Genomic DNA, 26,842 nt, shown 5'->3' with positions numbered 1-26,842 from the left:
TAATTTAAGAAAAACCTAAAGATAAGGAGCTGGTAAAATGGATTGTACGTTCAAAACTAAAGAAGGCAGGTTTAATTATCGTGTAGGTGCGATTATTATGAGTGATTTAGGCTTGTTAGTGGCATCAAATGCAAAAGAACCTTATTATTATTCAGTTGGTGGCCGAGTAAAAATGCATGAAACATTAGATGATGCTATTGAAAGAGAGGTCATAGAAGAAACTGGTACTAAAATTGAAAGAAAAACGTTAGGTTTTATTCATGAAAATTTTTTTACATCTGATTTAACTGGAGAAACTTATCATGAACTCTCATTTTATTATTACGTAGAACTTAAAAATAGCACAATTTCATGCCATTCTTATAACGAATTTGACGAGCAAGAACAGTTGCAGTGGGTACCTTTTGAAGAACTTCCACAGGCGGATTTACGACCAGCATTTTTAAAAGAGTTGACCAAAGATAAAAATAAAACAATCCAACATATTGTGCAAAGAGGATAGAGAACTTAGCAATATTCTTGCTTTTCAAAACAATTATGTTAAACTATTTTTGTAAAGAAAGGTGATTAAGAATGTTTTTTCTTTCAGATAAATTTGTGAAAAGAATCAGCTCCCGACAAATGAATGTGATGAAGCATTGTTGCGGAGCCTAATAAAATGAACGCTTCATCGTTTGAGACGAATACTAAAATTTTTAGACTAGCAATTAGTCTTATTTTGTGTTGTTTTAACGATGGATCATGATTTTTTTATAGCGCTGATTAAAGGACAACGTGTTTCGTACGTTGTCCTTTGCTGATATAAAACAAGGGATAAGATAGGAGAGCCTATTTGATCGCTTGTTTTTTGTTTTGATAAGATGCTCTTTCAACTAAAATGTACGGAACCGTTGTCAAAAGCAATTTAAATTGCGGAACAGACAAGCAAGCACTTAATACAATTTACAACAAAGAGAATAGAAAAGAGGAAGAAAATATGAGTTTATTAACAATCGAACATTTAACCCAACGTTTTGGGGAGAAAATTCTTTATGAAGATGCGTCGCTTCGTGTCAATAAAGGCGATCACATGGGATTAACAGGGCAAAACGGGGTAGGAAAATCAACCTTGGTCAAGATTCTGACAGGTGAAATTTTGGCCGATGATGGTAGCATCACTTGGCAAAACAATACGAAAATCGGTTACTTAGATCAATATGTGGAAGTGATTGGCAATAGTACGATTAACGAATTTTTACACCAAGCATACAAGCCATTATACGAAATTGAAGGAAAAATCAATGATTTATACACAGAATTTGGTGAGATTGGCGAAGCTAAATTATTAGAGCGAGCGGGGAACTTGCAAACACAACTAGATGAAAGTGATTTTTATCAAATCGATACGATCATCAATGACCTTGCCAACGGACTTGGAATCGAAGCAATTGGCTTAGATCGACCAATGAATAATTTAAGTGGTGGACAGCGATCTAAAGTTATTTTGGCGAAACTACTTTTAGAAGAACCAGATGTTTTATTATTAGACGAACCAACAAACTACTTGGATGACACTCATATTCAGTGGTTGATCAATTATTTAAATGATTTTGATGGAACCTTTATTTTAGTTTCTCACGATTATCACTTTTTAAATGCCGTAACGAATTGTATTTGTGATATTGAATTTGGTAAATTAACCAGATATACAGGTAATGTTGAGAAATCTTTTGCGCAAAAAGAACAAAACAAAGAAAGCTACTTAAAACAGTACCATGCCCAACAAGCGAAAATCGAAAAAGCGGAAGCTTATATTCGTAAATACAAAGCAGGAAACCGTGCAACGATGGCAAAAAGTCGTCAAAAGCAATTAGACCGAGTGGAACGCATGGCACCTCCAGGTAGCCTAGTGAAGCCACAAATTCAGTTTCCTTATCAGCCAATCGTCGCTAGCTTAGCCCTGATTACGGATGAATTAGTCATCGGGTACAACGAACCCTTACTAGCACCGATTAATTTATCGGTGCATAGCGGGGAAAAAGTAGCAATCAAAGGGTTTAACGGTATTGGTAAATCAACGTTGATCAAAACACTGACTGGTATTATTCAACCGATTAGTGGTGAATATCAATATCCAGCCAACACTAAAATTGCTTATTTTTCTCAAGATTTGATCTGGGAAAATGATTACTTAACTCCGTTAGCTTATTTAAGTGATCGTTTCCCTAAAAAAACAGTCAAAGAAATCCGCACCTATTTAGCCAAATGCGGATTACCTGATAAATTAGTAAATCAGCAACTGCGTTTATTAAGCGGAGGAGAGCAGACAAAAGTGAAGCTGAGTGAGCTGACGATGGATTCAAGTAATATTATTTTCTTAGATGAACCAACGAATCATATTGATGCAGCTGCAAAAGACAGTTTACGCCAAGCCATTCAACAATTTCAAGGAACGATCGTCATTGTTTCCCATGAAGAAGAGTTTTATACGGATATTACGGATCGTGTGATCAATATCGAAGATATGATACAATAAAAAACTGCTGCTGACATTGAGTGAAATGTCAGCAGCAGTTTTTATTTATTTCATCAAGCCATCATGAATTTTATCTAAATTCCACTTCATCATAGCATAATAGCTATCGCCATCTTCACCTTTTTTAGCAATAGAATCGGTAAAAATCGTACTGTAAATCGGTAGATCTGTTTCTTTTGACACGCGTTCCATACTACGTTTGTCGACACTGGTTTCAACAAATAAGGAAGGCACTTTTGTTTTGTGGATTTGATCGATGATTTGTTTCATTTGATCTGGTGTTCCTTGGCTTTCGGTATTGATTTCCCAAATATAGGCAGCAGTCAGACCATACGCTTTAGAGAAATATTTAAAAGCCCCTTCACTAGTAACTAGTAGTTTTTTATTTTCTGGAATATCTGCAAATTTTTCTTTGGCTTCTTTGTCTAAAGCTGCTAGTTTTTCAATATATTCTTTGGCATTTTTTTCGTAAGTTTCTTTATTTTTAGGATCTTTTTCACTTAATGTGTCTCTGATTGCTTCGACATAAGCAATCCCGTTTTGGATATCTAGCCAAGCATGTGGATCTTGCTCGTTTTCTTGCCCAGCACTGGTTAAATACATCGGTTGGACTTTTTTACTTACGGAGAAAAAGTCTTGATCTTCTTTTTTCTTCGCTGTTTCCATCAGTTTATTGAACCAACCGTTTCCACCAGTTTCTAAGTTTAAACCATTGAAGAATAAAACGTCAGCTTCAGATGCTTTTGCAACATCTTCAGGTAGTGGTTCATATTCATGAGGATCTGTTCCAACTGGGACGATACTGTGTAAATTGACCAAATCTTTTCCAACATTATCCACTATATCAGCAAGAATCGAGTTTGTCGCAACAACATTGATTTTTTCCTTGTCTGAGGTATCTGTAGACTTAGATTGACAAGCAGCTAGTAAAAATAAACTAGCTAGTGCTGTGATAAAAAGTATTTTTTTTCTCATAATATAGGTTCCTCCGTTTTCTGTTTATTGACAAAAAATAGTCCTTTTTTAGGTGAAAATAGAAACGCGATAACGAAAAATGCTGCAGCGGTTAAAACGATTGTAGCGCCTGATGCTAGGTTATACGAATAGCTAAAGAATAAGCCGATGATCGAACTTAGTATTCCGAAAAGAGAAGCTAAGGTGATCATTGTAGGTAAGTGATTCGTCAGCAAGTATGCGGTAGCAGCAGGAGTGATCAACATGGCAATCACTAAAATCGTTCCAACTGTCTGTAACGATGAAACAGCAACTAAGGTTAATAAAAACATCAAGGCGTAGTGGAAGAACTGAACATTTAATCCGTACGCTTGTGCCATTGTTGGATCAAAAGAGGTAATTTGTAGTTCCTTATAGAATAATCCAACAAAGATCAACACGATGATCCCAACAATTGCGGTAATCAAAATATCAGAATCTCGAACCGCTAAAACATTCCCAAAGAGAATATGATAAAGATCGGTCGAGCTTTTTGCGAAAGAGATCATAATGATTCCTAAAGCGAAAAAGGAACTGAAAACAACACCGATCGCGGTATCGTTTTTTAATTGACTTTTTTGAGTAATAAAGCCAATCAATAAAGCCGCTAAAATACCAAAAACCGAGGCACCGAAGATATAATTGACACCAAACATATAAGAAGCCGCCACCCCAGGTAAAACTGCGTGAGAGATCGCATCTCCCATCAAGGACATGCCTCGTAAAACGATAAATGAACCAATGATTCCTGAAACCAGTCCAACGATGATCGAGGTGATCAAAGCATTTTGTAGAAATTGGTAACGAACCAATCCGTCAATAAAATTTGTAATCATGCATCAGCCACTCCTTTGATAATAATATCGCCCATTGTGTCACCATAGGCCAACTGAATATTTTTGTTGGTAAATGTAGTTGAAACGGGTCCACAAGCAATCAGTTTTTTCTTCAAAATAATCACATCATCAAAATAATGAGAGACTTTATGGAGGTCATGATGGACGATCAAAATTGTTTTTCCAGCTTCTTTTAATTGTTTGAGAATGTCCATGATGACTTTTTCGCTCGTCATATCAATCCCTACAAAAGGTTCATCTAAGACAATGATATCTGCTTCTTGAGCGAGAACTCGAGCGATAAAGACCCGTTGCAGTTGTCCGCCAGATAGTTCACCAATTTGACGTTTCCCAAATTCTTCCAGTTGGACAGTTTTAAGTGCTGCTAAGGCTTGTTCCTTTTCATGTTTTTTAGGACGTTTCATCAATCCTAGTTTTGGATAAGTTCCTAATAGGACAACCTCTAAAACGTTGATTGGAAATGAAAGATCTAGCGCGCTGCGTTGTTCGACATATGCGATTCGTTTCTTTTGGCCATCAATAGGCTGCTCACCTGCAAGCACGGTTCTAGAATCTGTTTTGATCAGTCCGAGCATTCCTTTTAGAAATGTCGATTTCCCTGCACCATTAGGGCCAATCACTCCTGTGATTTTTCCAGCAGGAATGTGTAAAGAAATATCGTACAAGGCTTTTTGACCTTGATAGCTAACAGTTAGATGTTCTACTGTAAGATTATTATTATTTATAGACATAAAAAAACCTCCTTTTTAGGTTTGCCTTAAACTCAGTATAAGGTAAAGTTAAATTAAAATCAATCCATTTTTTAGGCTAACCTAAAAATGAATAAAAAAAGACTAAGATACAACTCTTTGAGTCATATCTCAATCATAGGGAGTTCGGTGAAATACCTCTATACTGATTGTTTTGTGTGGAAACTCATTGACTGTTATAAGGTCCTAATGAGTTGAAAATAGAATTTGCTAATTTTTGAAGTGTTTTATCCTCTGGTTTTTGATTTGAAAGAAGAATTACTGCATTTTGTCTATCTTTTGAAACCCTTGCATTCGATTCAAAACCAGATTCAGTTCCATGTCCTCTAATATAATTTTGAAAACTATAAAGACCACCCATATATTTTGATCCAATTTCAGGAGTCCAAACTTCATCCATGGTTTTTTGATTAATAATCTTTCCTCCAAGTAAATCAGAATAAAATAAATAGAGATCACCTGCAGTCATACCCACATTTCCAGTACCAACTTCTTGATCAAACCCTAAAGGATCATCTTGTATTTCAGAAGCAAAATTTTTATCAGCGATTTTTTTGTAGGCGTAAGTTCGATTACGTGATCTTATAAAGTCGTTATAAAAACATGTCCTAGATAATTTTAGACCTTGAATAAATGTTTGAGTAAATAAAGTTCGATAAGAAGTAGCTGTTAATTGTTCTAGAATTCCCACTAAAATAGAATAGTTGACTGCTTCATATTTATATTGACCATAAATATCCATAGTCGCATTAGAAATCGCAAACTGAATAAAGTCGTTATCAGACATCATGATCGTAGGTTTGATTTTTTGTTGTAATCCGGAAGTCATTGAGAGTAATTGGCGAATAGTTATTTTTCGACTATCTGGAACAGTTGGGAAAAAGCGGTCCAAGGTATCATCTAATGAAAGCTTCTGAGCTTGAACTTGTTGCAAAATAAGAGAAGCCGTAAACGCTTTTTGTATTGAGCCGATTTGAAATGTTGATTGAGAGGTATTTGGCCTACTTTCAGCAAAATTAGCATAGCCGAATCCTTTTTGTAAAATGATTTTTCCTTTGTGAATAATTAAAGCGGTGCCGATAAACTGGATATCCTTCAATTTTTGATTTAGTTCTTCAGCAAAATCAGAAGTAGGCTGAACTTCCTTATTAAAATCTTTAGCTTGTGTTAAAGATGTGGAAGACTGTGTCGTTTCTGTCGTCCTTTCGCTTGTGCTTGTTTGAGAAACTGATTTAGGCTGATTTTGGAAAAATAAAAGATAGATTTCCACCCCAACCAAAATAATCAAAATTAAAACAATGAGTGCTGGTATAAAAGGCTTCTTTTTTTTATGATTTTTTTTATAGTGCATGAGTGTCAATCACCTCCGGTTACAGTAATTTTACTCATACGATGGATAAATACAAGTTGATTGTATGAGATTTGCCGAACAGTTTTGTAAGTACTAATTTTCTTCGGTTAAAAGTCGTTGAAAATTCAATTATTCGTCACAATAAAGAAAAAGATCCATGATTTTTTAGCCAATCAATGTTAGAATGTAAAGTGAAGTTTTCAATTATCAGAATAGAAAAATATCTAGATCACGGAGGAAATCATGACCCAAAAATACCAGGATAAAACATTACGAATCTTTAGTTTGAATGCCAATCGCCCTTTAGCAGAGAAAATTGCTGAAGTTGTCGGTACTGAGCTCGGAAAAAGTACGGTGCGCCAATTTAGTGATGGAGAAATTCAAATCAATATTGAAGAGAGTATTCGCGGGGACCATGTCTTTCTTGTTCAGTCGACCAACCTTCCTGTTAACGATAATTTAATGGAATTGTTGATCATGATTGATGCATTGAAACGAGCAAGTGCTAAAACAATTAATGTGGTGTTACCATACTATGGATACGCTAGACAAGATCGAACGGCTAAACCAAGAGAACCAATCACAGCAAAATTAGTTGCGAACTTATTAGAAGAAGCAGGCGCAACACGCGTATTGACACTAGATCTGCACACCGTTCAAGTGCAAGGATTCTTTGATATTCCAGTAGACAATCTGTTTACGATGCCGCTATTTGCTCATAATTATCGTCAGCAACAGTTAACGGGAGAAGATATTGTTGTTGTTTCTCCTAAAAACAGTGGTGTCCAACGTGCCAGAAGTTTATCTGAGTATTTAGATGCAACACTTGCGATCATTGACCAAGACGAAGTGGACGGTGTCCGTTCAGGATATGTGATTGGAGAGGTCAAAGGCAAGACGTGTATTTTAGTCGATGATATTTTAAACTCTGGCAGTACGATGGCAACTGCTGCTAAGATTCTAAAAGAAAATGGGGCGAAATGTATTTATGCCTGTGCTTCTCACGGTTTACTATCAAAAGGTGCTAAAGAGACGTTAGATGCTTCACCAATCGAACAAATTTGTGTGACTGACTCTGTCTTTATTTCTGAAGACCGCAAGCCAGAAGCTCTGAACATTGTTTCGTGTGCTGAACTGATGGGTGAGGCAGTCAAACGAATTCATGAAAACACACCAATGAGTCCACTGTTTCGTTTAGAAGAAAAATAATAACAACAATTTGTTTAAATCAAGAAAGAAGTTCAGCTATTGCTTTAGACTGGACTTCTTTTTAGTCTTTATCTTGGTCGAATAAAAGGACTAACGAAAATTGATACAAGTAATAGGAAGGAGCAACACGAGTGAAAGAACAGAAAAAGGGTGTTTTATTAGGCTTTATTGCGTATGTATTTTGGGGGATCATTCCGATTTATTGGAAGTTGTTGCCAACCGTTGCTCCATTGGATATCTTGTGTTATCGCATTGTCTGGTCCTTTTTATTTATGATTATTTATATTTTAGTTACTAAAAGATGGTCGTTATTTCTGACGGAGGTCAAATCGGTCATACAAGACAAGAAAAAATTATTTGCTATCATTTGTGCAGCTATTTTGATTTCAGTAAATTGGTTCACTTTTATTTATACAGTCAGCCAAGGACACGTTACGCAAGCGAGTCTGGGGTATTATATGAATCCGTTAGTGAATGTCTTGTTGGCAACCTTGATTTTGAAAGAAAAATTAAGTCGTTCAGGAATGATTGCATGTGGCTTAGCCTTGTTGGGTGTCCTGTTATTAACGATTCAAACAGGTGAAATTCCGTTAGCACCACTTGTTATGGCAGTGACTTTTAGTTTTTATGGACTAATCAAAAAAGGTGTATCGGTGAGTTCTTACACTGGTTTAACGATTGAAACCTTTGTTATTTTACCTATTGCTTTGGTTTATTTACTATTCTTCTCGCGTCAAGGGTTTATGAATTATGAATTATCTACTAATCTATTGCTGATGGGAGCAGGTGTAGTGACGGCGATTCCTTTATTGCTTTTTGCACAGGCAGCAAAACAAATTTCTTATATTATTTTAGGCTTTATTCAATATGTAGGTCCAACCTTAATGTTGCTATCCGCACTATTTTTATATCATGAGCCCTATTCAGCAGAGCAATTTATCGCATTTGGTTTTATTTGGGCGGGGATAGCTGTTTTTACGTATGGCAATATTTATACCTATCAGAAGGAAAAACGCTTTTCCAAGTAAGTAGAAAAAGAATCATTCTTTGAGGTACATTGTCACTTATGTTAAAATAATCCCATTATCAAGGAGTCAGAAAGGACGAGTTCAGTGGAACCCATTTATTTAGATCATGCAGCAACAACGCCGACACATCCGGCAGTTATTGAGATAATGGCCAGTGAAATGGCCAATACATTTGGCAATCCGTCTAGCATTCATACATTTGGCCGACAAGCTCATCGTAAGTTAGAAGATATCCGTCAAGTGATTGCAGCAAGTCTTGAAGTGAAACCACACGAAATTATCTTTAATAGTGGTGGTACAGAAGGGGATAACACGGCAATCATTGAAACGGCATTGTCTAGAAAAGATCAAGGAATGCATCTGATTACAACCGCGATCGAGCATCCAGCTGTTTTAGAAACAATGAAGTATTTGGAAGAGTTGGGATTTGAAGTGACTTACTTACCTGTTGACGTCAACGGCAATCTGGCTATCGCAGATTTTGAAGCAGCTTTACGGGATGATACAATTTTGGTTTCCGTGATGTATGGCAATAATGAAATCGGTAATTTAATGCCAATCAAAGAAATTGGGGAATTGCTAAAAGAGCATCCCGCGATTTTTCATACAGATGCTGTCCAAGCATATGGTTCTGAACGAATTTTACCTCATGAAATGGGCGTTGATTTATTGAGTATTTCTGCTCATAAAATCAATGGACCAAAAGGTGTTGGTTTCTTATTTAAAAACGATGCCATTTCGTTACCTTCATTTTTACATGGTGGGGAGCAAGAAGAGAAACGGCGAGCAGGAACAGAAAATTTAGCTGGTATTGCTGGCATGGGCAAAGCGGTTGCACTTTTAACCGATGTTGAAAAAGAAAAACGGCATGAAAAATATGTTGAATTTGAGCGGATTATTTTGACTGAACTAGATAAAGCTCAGATTGATTATCAGATCAATGGTAATCCTGAAAATAAGCTAGCTCATATTTTAAACATACAATTTAAAGGCGTAGCAAGTGACTTGTTATTAATGCACTTAGATTTACAAGGGGTGGCGATATCAACCGGTTCAGCTTGTACTGCAGGAACAGTCGATCCTTCTCATGTTCTACAGGCGATGCATGGAAAAAATGCCCCAGCAATCAAAGAATCTGTCCGAATCAGTTTTGGATTAGGGAATGATGATGCTCAAATTCAACGATTAGTAGCTATATTGATCGATATAATCCAAAAAATAAAGCAGTAATTGAAGAAAAGTTAGATTAGAACTAGTAAAAAGAAAGCGTACCAACTATAATAAAAGAGACAATAAATAAAGAGGTGGAAAAATGGCGTTTAAAGAAAAAGCAACAGTAGAAGGCTGTACGGTATTCTATAAAGTAAATGAACAAGCAAAAAAATACACATTGAAAGATAATGGCTTCACTGAAACCAATTCTGGTAACTTTCAGCTGATCCGTCCATTAGATGGGACACCCCAAAGTAAAGAAGGGTTTAAATTAAAAATCACGATCGCTGAAGATTTGAAAACACTGAAAATGTCAGTGACGACTGCAAATGGTTTGAAATCAATGAATATTTTTAAAAGCGACTCTCATGCAATGAGTCAAGAAAAGTTCTACTTCTTGATGGATGGCATGATCAGTCGTGGGGTATTTGAGAAAGCTTGATCAATTAATTGGAAATTAAAGATGAGGTTGGGGTGTGACTCGTAGAGTTGTGTTCCAACCTCATCTTTTTTAGCAAATGCGAGATTTTTAGTGAACGAGCATAGAAAATGCTCTTGTCATGTCTAGGTATTATTGATACACTTTTTTTGATATGCTTAAAAGGAGTGGGGAAAATGAAAAAAAAGGTATTTTGGGTAAATAAAAATAATTTGAAATTTGTGATTATCATAGCATTACTACTGCTTTTTATAGTGTTTATTAATCATTATTCCAAAGATGATACAATTCTCTATAGTTTGCATTCTTTCATTAATAGTCAGAAGGAGATTATTCTAATCGGTTTATCAGGGGCTTTTTTGTTTCAACTGGTTGTTAGTTGTAACAGATTAGTTATTACGGAAAATGATTTCATCTATGCTACACTATTTACCAAGAAAATATTTGCAAAGTCTGGATATAAGATTGTAGGCGTAGGTGCTAAAGAAAGTTATAGTCCAGGATATGGTGACGAATCTGGAAATACAGAATATTGGCATCAATTAAATGTAGTAAATAAAGAGTCAGTGCAAATTTTTGAAATAAAGGTAAAAAGTTCGAACAAATATTATCAGGAAATCGTTTCTTATTTAAAAATGGACGAACTAGACGATCAATGTCCAGTAAAAAATATAGAAGGATGTTCCTTTGTCCCAACAGGGCTGGATCGTTATTCAAAGCCTTGGTTGGATAATTTGATGGCTCTAGTCATAGGAGCGGTGATTACTTTCTTGTTATATAAGCTTGTTCCAGTCAGACTTCTGGAAACAAAATGGCAGATAGTCGTTGTTTTAGCGGTATTTTTCTTTGTAGGGCTTCGAAACATCAGTTTTAAAAAAAGAATTCCTTTACAGAAACTATCTATAAATAAGGAATCGGTCAGTATCAATAACGTTCATTATAAAAATCAAGAAATCATTCGTTTAGCAATGAGTGCTAGCAGTGATGACAGTAAAAAAAATAATGTCCACTTTTTAAATATAGTTTTTGAAGATGGCAGTAAAAAGCAAAGATTATTCTATCAATTTTCTATTGATCATACTCAAGCATTAGAGTATCAAGAATTGGAAGAGCTGTTATTGAAAAAATTTGGAGATAAATATCAATTACTATTTAGTAAGAATTAATGCTTCCTATTTCTAAGAGCTTTACTTCTGGAAAAATACTAGTATAATAAGTATCACTGAAAAGTTACGACCTTCAAATCGTAGATGCATTCAGAATCTAAATTGAAATGATGGTGATCAAATGACAGATAACAGCAAAACTCGTGTCGTTGTGGGCATGAGCGGAGGTGTAGATTCATCTGTTACGGCGTTGCTTTTAAAAGAGCAAGGCTATGATGTCGTGGGCATCTTTATGAAAAATTGGGATGACACGGATGAAAATGGTGTGTGTACAGCCACCGAAGATTACAAAGATGTAGCGAAAGTTGCCGATCAAATCGGTATTCCTTATTATTCGGTAAATTTTGAAAAGGAATATTGGGATCGCGTATTTGAGTATTTTCTTAAAGAATATCGCTTGGGACGGACACCAAATCCTGATGTGATGTGTAATAAAGAAATCAAATTCAAAGCCTTTTTGGAATACGCAATGCAATTAGGTGCAGATTATGTAGCAACTGGACATTATGCCCAAGTTGAACGAAAAGAAGACGGCACTGTGCGGATGTTACGCGGTGTGGATAATAATAAAGATCAAACCTATTTCTTGAGTCAATTATCTCAAGCTCAATTGGCTAAAACCATGTTCCCTTTAGGCGGCATGGAAAAATCAGAGGTTCGAGCAATCGCTGAACGTGCTGATTTAGCAACAGCAAAGAAAAAAGATTCGACAGGAATTTGTTTTATTGGAGAAAAGAACTTTAAACAATTTTTAAGTACCTATTTACCTGCTAATAAAGGAAATATGGTGACTTTAGATGGTGAAATCAAAGGCCAACACGATGGCTTGATGTATTATACGATCGGCCAACGTCAAGGCTTAGGCATCGGTGGGGGCAAAGGTTCACAAGAACCGTGGTTTGTAGTGGGGAAAGATTTAGCAACGAATACATTATATGTTGGTCAAGGGTTTCATCATGAACAATTATATGCAACACATTTAGATGCAAGCGAAATCCATTTTACAGTCGATACGGAAATGCCAAGAGAATTTGAATGTACAGCGAAATTCCGCTATCGTCAAGAGGATATACCAGTCAAAGTTGTGTTGACTGATGATGGTACAAAAGCTAAGGTGATTTTCTCAGAACCAGTTCGAGCAATCACTCCAGGACAAGCAGTTGTCTTTTATGACGGAATGGAATGTCTTGGTGGAGGCTTGATCGATCAAGCGTATCAAGAAGAAAAAGTATTACAATATATCTAATCAAAAAACGAGTAGGGAAAATTCCTACTCGTTTTTTTTATCACAGTCACGTAGATAAGCTCTAGATTCAGGTGAAACAACTAAATAAACTATTGAAACAAGTTCAACTACACGAAAGGCCAACATGATCATTTTAGGAAACATACTGACCATCATCGGTGGGTAAAAATACATTAGAAAAATAAATGGGATAAAGAATATGGAAACTATGTACCCTTTTTTTCCACCTGTCATTAATCCAGCAATCACAATGATATAAATAAGAAAAACAAAAATCTGATACCAAACATCTGAACCAAAGCTTCCGTGTCCATCGACCACAGCTTTTAAAGCCATGATCAATGATATGATGAGCAAAATATTATTATATAATAGTAAATAAATAGCAATCGAGTTCCAAAATACAGGTTTTTTCATAATGAGAAACGTTCCTTTCTATTCTTTCCATATTTTAGCAAATGGTCCTTCCATTCGCAATGATAGAAAGAGAAAAACAAGTTTATTCCTACGTCAATTCCAATTTGTGGTAAAATTAAATTAATGAACGTTTAAACAAAAAACTATTTCACAAGCACTTAAGTTGAAAGTTTTATACTAAGTGACTAGAATAGCTCTTGTAGAAAGAATTGGAGTGATCGATCAATGTACCAAGTTGTTACTATGTACGGCGATAATGAGCCTTGGTGGTTTTTTGAAGACTGGCAAGAAGATATCGAAGAAAATAAAACATTTGACTCTTTAGAAGATGCAGAACGTTACTACATAAAAAAATGGCAAGAACTTTCTTCAACATATGAATACATAAATACAAAAGTTAATTATTTAGCAGCCTTCTGGGATGCTGGTGATGAACGCTGGTGTGAGGAATGTGATGAGGATCTGCAGCAATATAAAGGACTAGCTTTATTAAAAGATTTGCAAGCAGTGACGTTTGAAAGTGGCGACGATTTTCATGAACGCCATAATGATTGTGCGAAGCCGAAATGTTGTAAATCGAGTTTGGTTTAGGTGAATAAGATAAGAGGTCAAGGGAACAAGTTCACGAATACGTGCATTGTTTCCTTGACCTTTTAAATTATCTAACGAAATAAGTAGAGTTGAAATTCAATCCTTACAAACCCATTTTCCATCTACCATGTCACAAGAGCCGTTCTCCGAGTTGCCATTTTCGATGATTTCAATGATCGGTGTCTCTTTTTCCTTGATCGTTTGAATCGCTTGAATGATTTGATCCATTGGCTGAGCCCCGTTGATCAGATATTTTCCATTAACGATCAAGGCAGGTACACCTGTAAGTTGGTAGGCATTTGCTATACGAAAATCGTCTTCGACTAATGATAACGTTTCTGGGTTAGTAAAAGCTTGCTGCCATTTTTCAAAATCAATCGAGCTATCTTTAACGATTGATTCAATTACGGAAGGGTCATCAATATTTTGACTATCGACGAATAATCCTTTCTGTAAAGCATCAAAGATATCCCAATATGCAACTTCTCCGCCCATGACTCCTGCCGCTTTGGCCGCTAATAAGCCATTCATAGAAGTTGGAAAAAGGAAGTCAGCCTCTCTCATTCCTTCGATATTAAATCGATGAAGGTCATCGTTTTGATTGGCATGAACCCAGTGAGACAGGATTTCATTTTTAGCATTCTCTCTAGAACCAAACATCCGCTCATGATCTTCTTCCTCTCTAGCCAAGGCAAAAGAGCGGTGAGTAATTTTTATTTCAGGCATTTCTTCTTGGACTTGTCTCATTCTATACGACATGGGAAAACAAAAGCTGCAAATAACGTCGTGAAAAAATTCAATTGTAATCATGGTATCTCCTTGATAATCATTATTTTAAACACTTACAATTAGTAAGTATATAGTTCTTCTATTTACATTTCAATTAAAAAGCTTAAATAAGAGGCGAAAAGAACAAGCCGAGTGTGGTAAAATCAACATATTGACATTTTAGCGATGAATTCAATTTACATATGGAATACAGAAAGCGAGTGAAACAAATGGCAAACAAACAACTAATCATTGCCGAAAAACCTAGTGTCGCCAAAGATTTAAGTAAAGTACTAGGGGCAAATCAGAAAAATAAAAGCTATTATGAAGGCTCAAATGTGATTGTGACATGGGCGTTAGGACATCTATTAGGCTTAAAAATGCCGGAAGATATCAACAAAGAATGGCAATCTTGGCAAATGGAGACTCTACCGATGGTACCAAAAAATCTAGGGATCAAACCATTACCAAAAACAGGGCACCAATTAAAAGCTATCAAACAATTAGCAAACAGAAAAGATGTCACAGAAGCAGTTATTGCAACCGATGCAGGACGTGAAGGCGAACTTGTTGCCCGCTGGATTTTGGAATATGTAAATTTCAATAAGCCAGTCAAGCGTCTATGGATTTCTTCTCAAACAGATAAAGCGATCAAAGACGGCTTCAAAAAATTAAGACCAGCCAAAGAATACGACAATCTATATTATTCAGCCTTAGCGCGTGCCAAAGCAGACTGGTTAGTCGGGTTGAACGTGACTAGAGCATTAACGGTGAAATATCAAGATAGCTTATCAGCTGGACGAGTACAGACACCAACGTTATCTTTAGTCCGTCAGCAAGAAAAGAAAATCGAAAGCTTTAGACCACAAACCTATTTCTCAGTAGAGCTACAAGTTCAAAAAGAAAAAGCAAAACTTGTTCAAAGTAATCCGTACGCTTTTAAAGAACGGAATGATGTAGAAGCTTTTGTGAAAAAACTAAGCGAAGGAAAAGGTAAAGTAACGGATATCCAAGAAAAAACGAAAACAGAACAAGCACCTTTACCATATGATTTAACTGAGATTCAAAGAGAAGCCAACCAGCGTTATCAATTCTCAGCAAAGAAAACACTGTCGCTTGTTCAAAGTCTCTATGAATTCCATAAAATAGTGACCTATCCAAGAACGGACAGTAAATATTTAACCACCGATATGAAAGCGACGATGAAAGAACGTTTGCAAGCAGTCAGCGACTTTGCACCAGAAGTTAAAACCTACATCAAAGATGGCGGTCAAGTCAAACTGACAAAAGTATTCCAAAATGAAAAAGTCACAGATCACCATGCGTTGATTCCGACTGAACAACGCCCGCGTTATGAAAAGTTAAGTGGCGATGAACAAAAAATCTATAACATGATCGTCACGCGATTCTTAGGAATGTTTGCTGACTCACATCGTACAAAACAAACAAAAGTAACCGTAAGTTTTGACAAAGAACAATTTATCTTCCGTCAAAGTAAAGTCGAAATTGCCGGCTGGAAACAAGAAAAAGAAGACGTTATTCCATCTGTCGACTGGAAATTAGGGATGGTGATTCCGCCGAATTTCACCATCAATAAAGAACTAACCGCACCACCAAAACCATTGACGGAAGGAACCCTTTTAGGTTTAATGGAAAAACACAGCTTAGGTACTCCGGCAACGCGTGCAGAAATCATTGAAAAATTGATCAAATCAGAGTTGATGGAACGCAATACCAACGGATTAAATGTGTCACCAAAAGGGAAGCAGCTACTTGAATTAGTCAATCCATCTTTAGTTACGCCAGAGCTAACCGAAAAATGGGAAAAAACGCTAGAAGCAATCGCTAAAGGAAAGCAAAGCAGCACGGTTTTCTTAAAAGAAATCGAACAAGATACTAAAAAACTTGTCAACGAGATCAAACAAAGCGAAAGCAAATACCAAGATTTTTCAATCACTCAAAAGAAATGCCCAGAATGTGGCTCAAACTTGCGTGAGAAGAATACCAAAGATGGCAAAATCTATATCTGTTCCAACCAAGATTGTAGCTATCGTCGTAGAAAAGATCCTAAAATTTCCAATCACCGTTGTTCACAATGCCATCGTAAAATGGAAATCATTGATGGAAAAAATGGGGCTTATTTCAAATGTAAATACTGTTCAATCACTGAAAAAATGCAGGATAAAAAAGAACGTAGCAAGAAGCTTACGAAACATGAAGAACGTAACTTAATGAAGAAGTATTCTCAAAAAGAAGAACCGGAAGAAAGTGCGTTGGCACAAGCGCTGAAAGCGGCAATGAAGCAAGATTGATTTTAAATTTGAAAACACTAATCATCAAGAAATTTGGTGATTGGTGTTTTTAATTTAGTAGCAATCATGAAACCGTTTGAGTTCATGTTATAATTTAGACAAAATACTAATCAGAGAAGAGTGAAAAGAGAATGGTTATTAATACTGAACAAGAAAAATTAGATATAAAATTTATGCAGCAAGCACTAGAACTTGCCAAAAAAGCGGCAAAACATGGAAACGAACCTTTTGGCGCATTACTTGTAAAAGACAATAAAGTAATTTTGGTTGGAGAAAATCAAATTCACACTAAAAGTGACCCAACGTATCATGCCGAGCTAGGTATTATTCGCGATTTTTGTTCAAGCCAAAAAATAACAGATTTATCTGAATATACACTTTATACAAGTTGTGAACCGTGTTGTATGTGTGCAGGAGCAATGGTTTGGAGCAGTTTAGGTAGAATGGTCTATAGTTTAGGGCATGATGAATTAGCTGGGATTGCAGGATTTAATATAATGATTGGTAGTGAAGAAATTTTTGCCAAAAGCCCGAATAGACCAGAAGTTGCTAAAGGTGTGTTAAAAGAAGAAGCAGTGCCGGTTTATGTCGGTTATTTTCAAAAATAACGATAAAACGATAAGAAGAGGAAGGAACATGTACATGAGAAAAAATGAATATCTAACCCTAGTGGCGATGGAGGAGTGTGCAGAAATCCAACAAGCATTGTCAAAAGCAATCAGATTTGGTTTTGACGATCATCATCCATCCAGAGCAGATGAAACGAATGAAGAACAAATACTGACAGAATTTTATCAATTGACTGCGATGATGGAAGAATTGCAGAAGCAAGGAATTATAGAGAGCTTTACTCAAGCAAAAATAGACCAAGTAAAGCAGGATAAGATTGAGAAAGTTTATAAATATATGGATTATTCTGTGAAAAAAGGGCTGTTAGAATAAATTTTTAGCTAAAAATGATAATAAGTATAGGGCTTAAAAAAAGTTATATTGCAATGAATGCGTTGGGGGTGCGTGGTTGGAAAAGAAGGTGTGGATTACTGTATTATTGATTCTTGTGATTGGTTACAGTGTTTCAATAAGCGGTAAAAAAGGGAAAATAGAAAATGCAGTGATCATTATTGGAGAATCCCAAAAGTTTAAGGATACTGAAATTAACTCAGCGATTGACAAAGTAAAGAAAGAATTTAAAGGGTTTACTAATTGTGAGATGACCAAACTTTATTATGATGAAGAAAGGTCGAATAAGGAACTCGAGAATTATTTTAGAAATAATGAAGAGGATCAGAAGCTAAACTATACAGATAAAAATGACTGCATTGTATTGTATTCTGATTTCGAGGTTGGATTAAAAGATAATCAAAATTCTGGTTTTATGCCAGGCTCTAATCATAAAGGTTGGATATGGCTATTGAAAAAAGATAAATTTTGGAAGTCTTGGGAAATCGTGACTTCCGGAGTTTGAGATAGTTATCATTCTATTTTCCATTGATTATAAGGCAAGAAAGGTCCGTTATTTAGAATTTTTTACCGAGGAGTTTATCTGCAAATTATTGACTAAAGCAAAAGCTAGTTTTGAAAAGAATTCATTGTTTTAGCTATGACCGGAACATAATTTCTATAATATGAAAAAGAACGTTACTCAAAGTGTTTTTCCATATTTCATCCCCTAAACCCACTTTTCTTATTTTTCCCTCAGAATAAAGGAATATTTTAATGAAAAAAGGGCAGAAACATTTGTAATTTACAATAAAAGGAGTATACTCTAAATTGGAATCATTCTAAATTTAATAAAAAGAGTTTCCACACACATATTGTTTTTAGGTTTATTTTATTCTAGGTTTTGATTCATTTTGACAGCGCCAACCAACTGTGCAAATGAATAATTATTTTGAATGAAATCAGCTTATTCTTTTTGTGGAGACAATAAAAACAAGGGGGATTATTGATGTTTGATATTGTAACATTGGCAAGATTCCAATTTGGTATGACGACCGTCTTTCATTACTTCTTCGTACCGTTTTCAATAGGATTAGCACTTGTAGTTGCAGTCATGGAAACGATGTATGTTGTGAAAAAAGATGAGCGTTATCGCAAAATGGCGAAGTTTTGGGGCAACATTTTTCTATTAAGTTTTGCAGTAGGAGTTGTAACAGGAATTATTCAAGAATTCCAGTTCGGGATGAACTGGTCAGATTATTCACGCTTTGTTGGAGATATTTTTGGGGCTCCACTAGCAATTGAAGCGTTACTTGCATTCTTTTTAGAATCAACATTCTTAGGTTTATGGATTTTTACTTGGGATAAAGTAAGTCCTAAACTACATTTAACATTTATTTGGTTGGTTGTATTTGGGTCAATGATGTCAGCTTTTTGGATTTTAGCTGCAAACAGCTTTATGCAACATCCAGTGGGCTATACTTTAAACAATGGTCGTGCTGAATTAATTGATTTTGGGGCCGTAATTGGCAATCCCAAAGTGTGGTATGAATTTACACACGTTCTATCTGGTGCGATTGTAATGGGTGGAATGATCGTTGCAGGGTTAGCAGCGTTCCAAATTTTGAAAAAACGTGATCTTAATTTCCACAAAACATCTATGCGTATTGGTTTATGGATCGCTTTGTTTGGTTCACTATCTGTTTTATTCACAGGTGACTTGCAAATGAAAGCTTTGATTAATGATCAACCAATGAAATTTGCGGCAATGGAAGGCGATTATGAAGATTCTGGTGATCCAGCTGCTTGGACATTGATTGCTTGGGCCGATGAAGCGCAGCATAAACAAGTATTTGGGATTCAAATTCCTTATATGCTAAGTATTCTTTCTTATAATAGTTTATCGGGCTCTGTTGATGGAATGGAAACTGTCAATGAGCGTTTGAAAGAACAATATGGTGACGATAAAAATTATTATCCACCAGTCAACACATTATTCTGGAGCTTTAGAATCATGGCTGGATTTGGTGCATTAATGCTTTTAGTTTCAGCGTTAGGATTATTCCTTAGTCGGAAGAAAAAACCTTCACTTTATGAAAAGCGCTGGATGGTTTGGATCGTGGCACTATGCACATTCGCACCATTCTTAGCAAATACAACAGGTTGGTTGATCACTGAGCTTGGTCGTTATCCTTGGACCGTTTATGGCTTATTTACGATCGAAGATAGTGTTTCACCAAATGTATCAGTGGCTTCACTATTAACTTCAAACATTATTTACTTTATTCTTTTTGCAGGTCTAGGTTCAGTCATGGTTTACTTGATTACTGTAGAACTTAAAAAAGGCCCAGATTATGAAGAAAAGAAATTAGCAGAGGCAAACTCTACTGATGTAGATCCATTTGATAAGGAGGTCTTTGGCGAATGAGTACGTTGCAATTACTTTGGTTTGTCCTAATTGGTATTTTATTCTCAGGCTTCTTCTTCCTAGAAGGCTTTGACTTTGGTGTGGGGATGTCAGTTCAAACATTAGCGCACGACGAAGAGGAAAAAGAACAAATCATCCAAACAATTGGACCGGTTTGGGATGGTAATGAGGTATGGTTATTAACAGCAGGTGGGGCAATGTTTGCTTCTTTTCCATACTGGTATGCTTCATTATTTAGCGGATTTTACTTGATTTTGTTTATTATTTTAGTTGGTTTGATCATTCGTGGAGTGTCATTTGAATTCCGTCACCGTATGCCGGATGGTAAACGACGCAGAATGTGGAACTGGACATTATCGATCGGTAGTTTTATCGTTCCATTTTTCTTTGGTGTGTTATTTATCAGCATGGTACAAGGAATGCCGCTTGATAAAGATGGTAATATGATGGCTTCGTTTACAGATTACATTAATGTATTTTCTGTAGTAGGTGGTGTGGCGTTGTCGTTATTGTGCTACTTACACGGTTTGAACTATATTACGCTTAAAACAGAAGGGCCAGTCAGAGAGCGTGCACGTAATTACGCGTCATTCTTCTATTGGGTTTTATATGTTGGCTTAGTTGTGTTTGCAGCATTGTTGTACTTCAAAACAGATTTCTTTGATAATCATTTCGTTGTAACGTTATTATTAGTTTTAGGAATTGTAGTCCTGACAGTGGTTGCTAATGTAAGTGTCTTTAAGAAAAAAGAAATGTTGGCGTTTCTTGCCAGCGGCTTAACCTTGATTCTTTTAGTTGCTTTATTGTTTAGTGGTTTATTCCCACGCGTGATGATCGGTAGTGAGGGTTACTATGATATCTTGATCAAAGATGCTTCAAGTTCTCCTTACACATTGAAAACAATGACATGGTTATCATTAACGATTTTACCATTTGTATTAGCATATACAGGTTGGTCTTATTATGTCTTTAGAAAACGTATCAAACACCCAGCAATTGCTGCTGTGGGGTATGAAGGATGATTGATAAAGCCATCTTAAAAATGCCGAAAATCAAAAATATTATGATCTTGCTTGCAGGTTTTTCTTTCCTGCAAGCAGTATTTATTATAGGACAAGCATTTTATTTATCTAAAGCCGTTGTTGGGTTATGGGAAGGTGGTCAATTAAACGACCAGCTGTTGAATATTTTGGTGTTCTTTTTGTTTTATTCTGGCAGACATGTGGTGACGTATCTTCGTGAGAAAATGTTGGATACCTTTAGTTATGATCGTTCTCGTGAATTAAGAGAAGCCTTGTTACAAAAAGTATTTCGACTTGGACCAACTGTGGTTCAAAAAAATGGTACGGGAAATATGATCACAATGGCGCTTGAAGGAATCAGTCAGGCGGAAAATTATCTGCATTTGATCTTGATGAAAATCATGAATATGATGATCATTCCGTGGATCATTTTGATTTTTGTATTTACCTTAGATATTCGTTCAGGTATCGTTCTACTAGTTGTGTTTCCTATGATCATTATTTTTATGATCATTTTAGGCTATGCAGCGCAAAGTAAAGCGGATAAACAATACAAAGCTTTTCAGATCTTGTCTAATCACTTTATAGATTCATTACGAGGATTAGATACGTTGAAGTTGTTTGGCTTGAGTAAAAAATATGCAGGTAGTATTTATAATACGAGTGAACGGTTTAGAGAAGCGACGATGAGTACACTGAAGATCGCGATTCTATCAACGTTTGCTTTGGACTTTTTCACCACATTATCTGTAGCTGTTGTGGCGGTATTTTTAGGGTTGAGTTTATTAGAAGGTGGAATTTTACTATTTCCAGCGTTGACGACATTGATTCTAGCGCCAGAGTTCTTCTTACCTGTTCGTGATTTTGCCAGTGACTATCATGCGACCTTAGATGGGAAAAATTCATTCCAAGCTATTCAAGCTGTCTTGGATTTACCGGAAATGTCTGAAACGGATCGTCTTACTTTAGGGGATTGGACAGCCTTGAGTGAATTATCAGCTGAACAATTGACGTTCCAATATGAAGAAGCAACGCAACCGGCGTTAAAAGGCTTAGATTTTGCAGCAAAAGGGTATCAAAAAATCGGGATCATCGGCGCTAGCGGTTCTGGTAAATCAACCTTGATCAACGTGTTGAGCGGATTTTTAGAGCCAAATGCTGAAACGACAAAAATCGAAGTAGATGGACAAACGATTCCACATTTTTTGCAAAAAGAATGGCAGAAGCAAGTACTTTATATTCCGCAATCGCCTTATATTTTCCAAGATACCTTAGCGAACAATGTCCGTTTTTACACGCCAGATGCGACAGATGAGCAAGTATTAGCAGCAATTCAGTTAGTGGGATTAGAACCGCTTGTAATAGAGCTTGCAGACGGTTTAAACACTGTGATCGGTGAGAGCGGGAGAATGTTAAGTGGCGGACAAGCACAGCGTGTGGCGCTTGCTAGAGCCTTTTTAGACAAAACGCGTCGAATTCTATTATTTGATGAGCCAACTGCTCACTTAGATATTGAAACAGAAGTGGAATTAAAAGAAAGAATGTTGCCATTGATGGAGGAGCATCTTGTCTTTTTTGCCACGCACAGATTACATTGGATGGCGGAAATGGATTATATTTTAGTGATGGACAAAGGGCAATTGGTTGAAGCCGGAACATTGGCTGAATTGACTGAGAAAAATGGTTACTATGTTAAATTAGTCAACCAAATGAGGGGGACAGAATAATGAAAAATACCCCAACAAATAAAGAATTATACGAAAAAGATCAATGGGTCAAGCCTTTCTTGAAAAAGTATAAAGGCTTGTTGTATCTAGCCTTGATTTTAGGCTTTTTAACCTTTTTTAGTGCAGGTGCTTTGATGTTTAACTCGGGTTATTTAATTAGCCGAGCAGCGTCACTTCCAGAAAATATTTTGATGATTTATATTCCAATCGTATTAACACGTGCCTTTGGGATCAGTCGTCCAGTTTTTCGTTATATCGAGCGTTTAGTCAGTCATAACTGGGTGTTGAAAATGACGTCTGACTTGCGTTTGAAGCTTTACCTGGTTTTAGAGAAAGATGCAATTTTCTTTAAATCAAAATACCAAACGGGTGATATTTTAGGTTTGTTATCAGAAGATATCAATCACTTGCAGAATTTATATTTGCGTACGATTTTCCCAACAGTGATCGCTTGGTTGTTATATATCTTCATCATTATTGGACTAGGTTTGTTTTCATGGTGGTTTGGGTTATGCATGTTATTGATGTTAGGTGTGGTGATTTTTCTACTACCTTTGATTTCAGTTTTAGTGAATGGCGCTAGACAGGAAAAACAAAAAGTGTCTAAAAATGAATTATACAAAACACTGACAGATAATATCTTAGGTGTTTCTGATTGGGTATTTAGTCAGCGTGGACAGGAATTTGTTCACTCCTATGAAAAAGATGAAGCGAAGTTACGTCAGTTAGATGAAAAAATCAAACGTTTTAATCGTTTTCGTGATTTTGTGTTGCAGGTTGCCTTTGGTGTCATTACTGTCGCAATTTTAGCTTGGACGAGTGTTCGTTTTCCTGGCAATCATGGTGGAGCAGCTAACTGGATCGCAGCATTTACATTGACGGTATTCCCATTGATTGATGCTTTTGCCCCGCTGCCTGATGCAGCGCAAGAAACAAATATCTATAAAGATTCGATCAAACGCTTGAACGATTTACCTGAACCAGAAGAAGTAAATGTTGTGCCACAAGATGTGACGATCACAGATACAGAAATCAAAATCAGTGATGTATCATTTTCTTATGAAGGAACATCTAAACGAGTTTTAGCAGACCTGAATTTGACGATTCACTCAAAAGAGAAATTAGCGATTTTGGGACGTAGTGGTTCAGGAAAAAGTACCTTGGCAACGTTGATCCGTGGCGATTTAGAGCCTGATAAAGGAACGATTACTTTAGGTGGAATTAAAACGGCTGAGTTTGGTGATCAAATCACGAAATCAATTGGTGTGATTCACCAAGCGCCTTATCTTTTCAGAACAACAATCTTGAATAACGTCCGAATTGGGCGAGAAGAAGCTTCAGAAGAAGACGTTTGGCAAGTGTTGGATAAGGTTGGGTTAAAGGAAATGATCGAAGGATTGCCTGAAGGATTACTGACAATGGTGGACGAAGCAGGTTTGCGTTTTTCTGGTGGTGAACGTCATCGGTTGGCATTGGCTCGTATTTTACTTCAAGACACACCCGTTGTATTATTAGATGAACCAACGACTGGTCTGGATCCAATTACAGAACAACAATTATTAGATACATTTTTTGATACGTTAAAGGATAAAACGATTATTTGGATCACCCATCATCTTCAAGGTGTTCATATGATGGATCGAGTGATCTTCATTGAAGATGGTCAACTAGAAATGAGTGGTTCACCGCAAGAATTGTTAGCGACGAATCTTCATTATCAACAATTGTATGCAATCGATCGAGGCATGAACAAGAATTGATTGGTTGACGAAAGTTTTTTAACATAAAAAAGATGAGGCAAAACTCTATGAGCTTTGCCTCAAGCTTTTAAAAGCTGAGTAATGAATTAGTATGAACGCTGTAGTAACATTTCTGTCAGTAAAGTTAGTTGTTCTTTTCCTAAACACTCAGGTAATTTTTTGATATCGTCCAATGCTTTTTCAGTGACACGTTTTGCAAATGTTTTGGCGTCGTTGACTCCGTCTAGCTCGTGAACGAGTTTGGCTGTTTCAGCGGCTTGTACGTCTGTGATAGTAGCACCTTTTTCTAAATAAACAGCGAAGCGTTCTGGCGCTTTTTGCATGGCAAAAATCAAAGGCAACGTGTAGACTCCTTGTGCTAAATCTTCTAAAACAGGTTTTTTCAAGGTTTTTACATCTGCTGTATAGTCTAAGATGTCATCATAGACTTGAAAAGCAATGCCGATATGGCGACCAATTCGCTTTGCTAAGCGCTGTACTTCTGCACAAGCATGGCCAAAATGAGCGCCTTCCAGACAGCTTAAAGAGAATAATTCAGCTGTTTTTCCATTGATGCTGCGTAAGTAGTCGGAAATAGTCATGTCTTTTTTGTAGCGTGTATGCATTTGATCTAATTCACCAAGTAGTAATCGTTTCATCGCAGAAGCGTTTGTATGTAGAAAATCAGAGCCATTCATCGTTTCAGCAAGTAATTCAAAAAATTCAGTAAACAATAAATCTCCTGTGTAAACAGCAATATCTTTACCATAGCGGGATTGAAGCGTAACGGCTCCTCTACGCAGTGGTGAGTCATCGATGATATCATCGTGAATTAATGTCGCCATATGCAGAATTTCGATCGAAGCAGCGATTTTGATCAATTGTTTATGATCTTGTTTTTGCTCATCGCCGATTTGAGCAAATAAAAAAAAGAAAGCAGGGCGCAGTAATTTTCCGCCTGAATAGGTTAGTTCGATCAAAGCTGCTTCAATTTCTTTGTTTCGTATTTTAACTTGATGTTTGATCAGTTCACAAGTTTCATTTAATTGTTGTTGGATAATAGGAAATTCTTTCCAAAAATCATTCATAACCAATATTCCTTTCAGTAATTCAATACTATTGATTGTATACGATGTTGGTAAAGAAATACAAGCAAATTATTCTGTGAGCATAAAACTAAATATTATAAGGAGAGAAGAGTATAATTTGAATAGAGAAGTTTTTTTTGAATTAGTTGAACTAAAAGCAAAAACAGCCAGTGTTTTACCTTTTCTTTTAGGCATTTGTTTTAGTTGGTACCATTATGGAAGTTTACATTTAGGGTATGTTCTTATTTATTTTATTGCGATGTTTATTTTCAATATGGCTGTTGATATTTTAGATAACTATAATGATTACCATCATGCCAAAGAAGGGCATGATTATAAAGAGAAGACGAATATTATTGGACGGGAAAATCTATCCTTGTCGATGATTCGCCGCTGGATCATTTGGATGGTGGCCATTTCCGCATTGATGGGTATTGGTCTGTCGATGATTGTCGGTTGGCCGTTGTTATGGCTAGGACTTTATTGCTACTTGATTGGAATCTTTTATTCTTCTGGACCTAAACCATTATCAAGCTTGCCTTTAGGTGAATTCTTTTCAGGATTTACGATGGGCTTTATGATCATGTTGATTTGTGTCTATATCAATACATTTGATTCTTTTCAGTGGACAGTGAGTAATATCGGCAGTATCTTTTTGGTGTCATTGCCTAATACCTGTTTGATCGCTAATTTAATGTTGGCCAATAATATTTGTGATTTAGAAGAAGACGAAATGAATCATCGGTTTACCTTAGTTCATTATTTAGGGAAGAAAGTATCGATTGGTCTGTTTGTCGGATTGATCGTGATTGCATTTGCATCGATCGTGTTGAGTGTTGTTTTAGGTTTAACGCCGATTACGATGTTATTGACATTGCTTGTTCTGCCATTTATTTGGAAACAAACAAAGCTATTTCTAAACGAACAGGTCAAAACAAAGACATTTATTTGCGCCATAAGAATTTTAGCAGTCGGAGCACTTGCACAAGTTGTATTTTTTGCCATAGGATTGTGGCTTAAATAATAAAATAAAAAGGTTAAGAGGG

The 26,842-nt window shown here is 36.2% G+C and carries 25 protein-coding genes; 18 read left to right on the top strand and 7 right to left on the bottom strand.

Annotated elements, in window-relative coordinates; genetic code table 11:
- Positions 1–37: 37 nt before the first annotated feature.
- Positions 38–502 carry an NUDIX hydrolase gene (locus RV15_RS04330; protein WP_071876823.1) on the top strand — a complete coding sequence of 155 codons (465 nt, stop codon included), beginning with the start codon at positions 38–40 and terminating at the stop codon, positions 500–502.
- 474 nt (positions 503–976) lie between these two features.
- Complete coding sequence (locus RV15_RS04325) at positions 977–2,515, top strand: ABC-F family ATP-binding cassette domain-containing protein (RefSeq protein WP_071876873.1); 1,539 nt, start codon at positions 977–979, stop codon at positions 2,513–2,515.
- Positions 2,516–2,560: 45 nt separating this feature from the next.
- Here RV15_RS04325 and efaA read toward each other — a convergent pair whose 3' ends face one another.
- The 4 genes from efaA to RV15_RS04305 form a co-directional block, all read right to left on the bottom strand.
- On the bottom strand, positions 2,561–3,490 hold the full coding sequence (efaA, locus tag RV15_RS04320) for an Mn/Fe ABC transporter substrate-binding lipoprotein EfaA (protein ID WP_071876822.1): 930 nt from the start codon (positions 3,488–3,490) through the stop codon (positions 2,561–2,563).
- On the bottom strand, positions 3,487–4,344 hold the full coding sequence (locus tag RV15_RS04315; protein WP_071876821.1) for a metal ABC transporter permease: 858 nt from the start codon (positions 4,342–4,344) through the stop codon (positions 3,487–3,489). Before RV15_RS04315 ends, efaA begins: the two co-directional genes overlap by 4 nt.
- Entirely contained in the window at positions 4,341–5,096 is a 756-nt protein-coding gene (locus tag RV15_RS04310) for a metal ABC transporter ATP-binding protein (RefSeq protein WP_071876820.1), read from the bottom strand. Before RV15_RS04310 ends, RV15_RS04315 begins: the two co-directional genes overlap by 4 nt.
- A 184-nt stretch (positions 5,097–5,280) precedes the next feature.
- Positions 5,281–6,465, bottom strand: coding sequence for a serine hydrolase domain-containing protein (locus RV15_RS04305; RefSeq protein ID WP_071876819.1), 1,185 nt, complete (start codon positions 6,463–6,465; stop codon positions 5,281–5,283).
- A 243-nt stretch (positions 6,466–6,708) separates the two neighbouring features.
- Here RV15_RS04305 and RV15_RS04300 point away from each other — a divergent pair, with 243 nt between their 5' ends.
- From RV15_RS04300 to mnmA, 6 genes are all read left to right on the top strand, one after another.
- The gene (locus RV15_RS04300; RefSeq protein WP_071876818.1) at positions 6,709–7,674 is read left to right on the top strand and encodes a ribose-phosphate diphosphokinase; all 966 of its coding nucleotides are present in this window, start codon (positions 6,709–6,711) and stop codon (positions 7,672–7,674) included.
- 131 nt (positions 7,675–7,805) lie between these two features.
- Positions 7,806–8,702, top strand: a complete 897-nt coding sequence (rarD, locus tag RV15_RS04295) for an EamA family transporter RarD (RefSeq protein WP_071876817.1) — start codon at positions 7,806–7,808, stop codon at positions 8,700–8,702.
- Positions 8,703–8,786: 84 nt separating this feature from the next.
- Positions 8,787–9,932 (top strand): cysteine desulfurase family protein, encoded by a 1,146-nt coding sequence (locus RV15_RS04290; RefSeq protein WP_071876816.1) that lies wholly within the window; start codon positions 8,787–8,789, stop codon positions 9,930–9,932.
- 82 nt (positions 9,933–10,014) lie between these two features.
- Complete coding sequence (locus RV15_RS04285; RefSeq protein ID WP_025872194.1) at positions 10,015–10,356, top strand: DUF1831 domain-containing protein; 342 nt, start codon at positions 10,015–10,017, stop codon at positions 10,354–10,356.
- Between the two features lie 173 nt (positions 10,357–10,529).
- Complete coding sequence (locus RV15_RS04280) at positions 10,530–11,519, top strand: hypothetical protein (protein WP_071876815.1); 990 nt, start codon at positions 10,530–10,532, stop codon at positions 11,517–11,519.
- A gap of 121 nt (positions 11,520–11,640) precedes the next feature.
- Complete coding sequence (gene mnmA / locus RV15_RS04275; protein ID WP_071876814.1) at positions 11,641–12,765, top strand: tRNA 2-thiouridine(34) synthase MnmA; 1,125 nt, start codon at positions 11,641–11,643, stop codon at positions 12,763–12,765.
- 24 nt (positions 12,766–12,789) lie between these two features.
- Here mnmA and RV15_RS04270 read toward each other — a convergent pair whose 3' ends face one another.
- The gene (locus tag RV15_RS04270; RefSeq protein WP_071876813.1) at positions 12,790–13,182 is read right to left on the bottom strand and encodes a hypothetical protein; all 393 of its coding nucleotides are present in this window, start codon (positions 13,180–13,182) and stop codon (positions 12,790–12,792) included.
- A 225-nt stretch (positions 13,183–13,407) separates the two neighbouring features.
- On the opposite strand from RV15_RS04270, the gene RV15_RS04265 reads away from it, so the two are divergent.
- Entirely contained in the window at positions 13,408–13,773 is a 366-nt protein-coding gene (locus RV15_RS04265) for a DUF1033 family protein (RefSeq protein ID WP_071876812.1), read from the top strand.
- Positions 13,774–13,869: 96 nt separating this feature from the next.
- Here the strand turns inward: RV15_RS04265 and RV15_RS04260 are convergent, their stop codons facing one another.
- A complete protein-coding gene (locus RV15_RS04260) occupies positions 13,870–14,583 on the bottom strand; it encodes a DsbA family oxidoreductase (protein ID WP_083429096.1) in 714 nt (237 codons plus the stop codon).
- Between the two features lie 188 nt (positions 14,584–14,771).
- On the opposite strand from RV15_RS04260, the gene RV15_RS04255 reads away from it, so the two are divergent.
- The 8 genes from RV15_RS04255 to cydC all read left to right on the top strand — a co-directional run bounded on the left by RV15_RS04255 (position 14,772) and on the right by cydC (position 24,729).
- Positions 14,772–16,853 carry a DNA topoisomerase III gene (locus RV15_RS04255; protein ID WP_071876811.1) on the top strand — a complete coding sequence of 694 codons (2,082 nt, stop codon included), beginning with the start codon at positions 14,772–14,774 and terminating at the stop codon, positions 16,851–16,853.
- 131 nt (positions 16,854–16,984) lie between these two features.
- A complete protein-coding gene (locus RV15_RS04250) occupies positions 16,985–17,461 on the top strand; it encodes a nucleoside deaminase (protein ID WP_071876810.1) in 477 nt (158 codons plus the stop codon).
- A gap of 34 nt (positions 17,462–17,495) precedes the next feature.
- Entirely contained in the window at positions 17,496–17,795 is a 300-nt protein-coding gene (locus tag RV15_RS04245; RefSeq protein ID WP_071876871.1) for a hypothetical protein, read from the top strand.
- 76 nt (positions 17,796–17,871) lie between these two features.
- Complete coding sequence (locus RV15_RS04240; protein WP_071876809.1) at positions 17,872–18,318, top strand: hypothetical protein; 447 nt, start codon at positions 17,872–17,874, stop codon at positions 18,316–18,318.
- Positions 18,319–18,801: 483 nt separating this feature from the next.
- Entirely contained in the window at positions 18,802–20,220 is a 1,419-nt protein-coding gene (locus RV15_RS04235) for a cytochrome ubiquinol oxidase subunit I (RefSeq protein WP_071876808.1), read from the top strand.
- Positions 20,217–21,242, top strand: a complete 1,026-nt coding sequence (cydB, locus tag RV15_RS04230; RefSeq protein WP_071876807.1) for a cytochrome d ubiquinol oxidase subunit II — start codon at positions 20,217–20,219, stop codon at positions 21,240–21,242. Before RV15_RS04235 ends, cydB begins: the two co-directional genes overlap by 4 nt.
- Positions 21,239–22,969, top strand: a complete 1,731-nt coding sequence (gene cydD, locus RV15_RS04225; protein WP_071876806.1) for a thiol reductant ABC exporter subunit CydD — start codon at positions 21,239–21,241, stop codon at positions 22,967–22,969. Before cydB ends, cydD begins: the two co-directional genes overlap by 4 nt.
- A complete protein-coding gene (cydC, locus tag RV15_RS04220; protein WP_071876805.1) occupies positions 22,969–24,729 on the top strand; it encodes a thiol reductant ABC exporter subunit CydC in 1,761 nt (586 codons plus the stop codon). The genes cydD and cydC overlap by 1 nt, the downstream gene beginning before the upstream one ends.
- An 86-nt stretch (positions 24,730–24,815) precedes the next feature.
- Here cydC and RV15_RS04215 read toward each other — a convergent pair whose 3' ends face one another.
- Positions 24,816–25,796 carry a polyprenyl synthetase family protein gene (locus tag RV15_RS04215; RefSeq protein WP_071876804.1) on the bottom strand — a complete coding sequence of 327 codons (981 nt, stop codon included), beginning with the start codon at positions 25,794–25,796 and terminating at the stop codon, positions 24,816–24,818.
- Between the two features lie 118 nt (positions 25,797–25,914).
- Here RV15_RS04215 and RV15_RS04210 point away from each other — a divergent pair, with 118 nt between their 5' ends.
- Positions 25,915–26,820 (top strand): prenyltransferase, encoded by a 906-nt coding sequence (locus tag RV15_RS04210; protein WP_071876803.1) that lies wholly within the window; start codon positions 25,915–25,917, stop codon positions 26,818–26,820.
- The last annotated feature ends 22 nt before the right edge of the window (positions 26,821–26,842 follow it).

The organism is Enterococcus silesiacus (assembly GCF_001886225.1).
Classification (GTDB): domain Bacteria; phylum Bacillota; class Bacilli; order Lactobacillales; family Enterococcaceae; genus Enterococcus_L; species Enterococcus_L silesiacus.
Note: the sequence above shows the minus strand (reverse complement) of the source record. Positions and strands in the feature narration are given on the sequence as shown.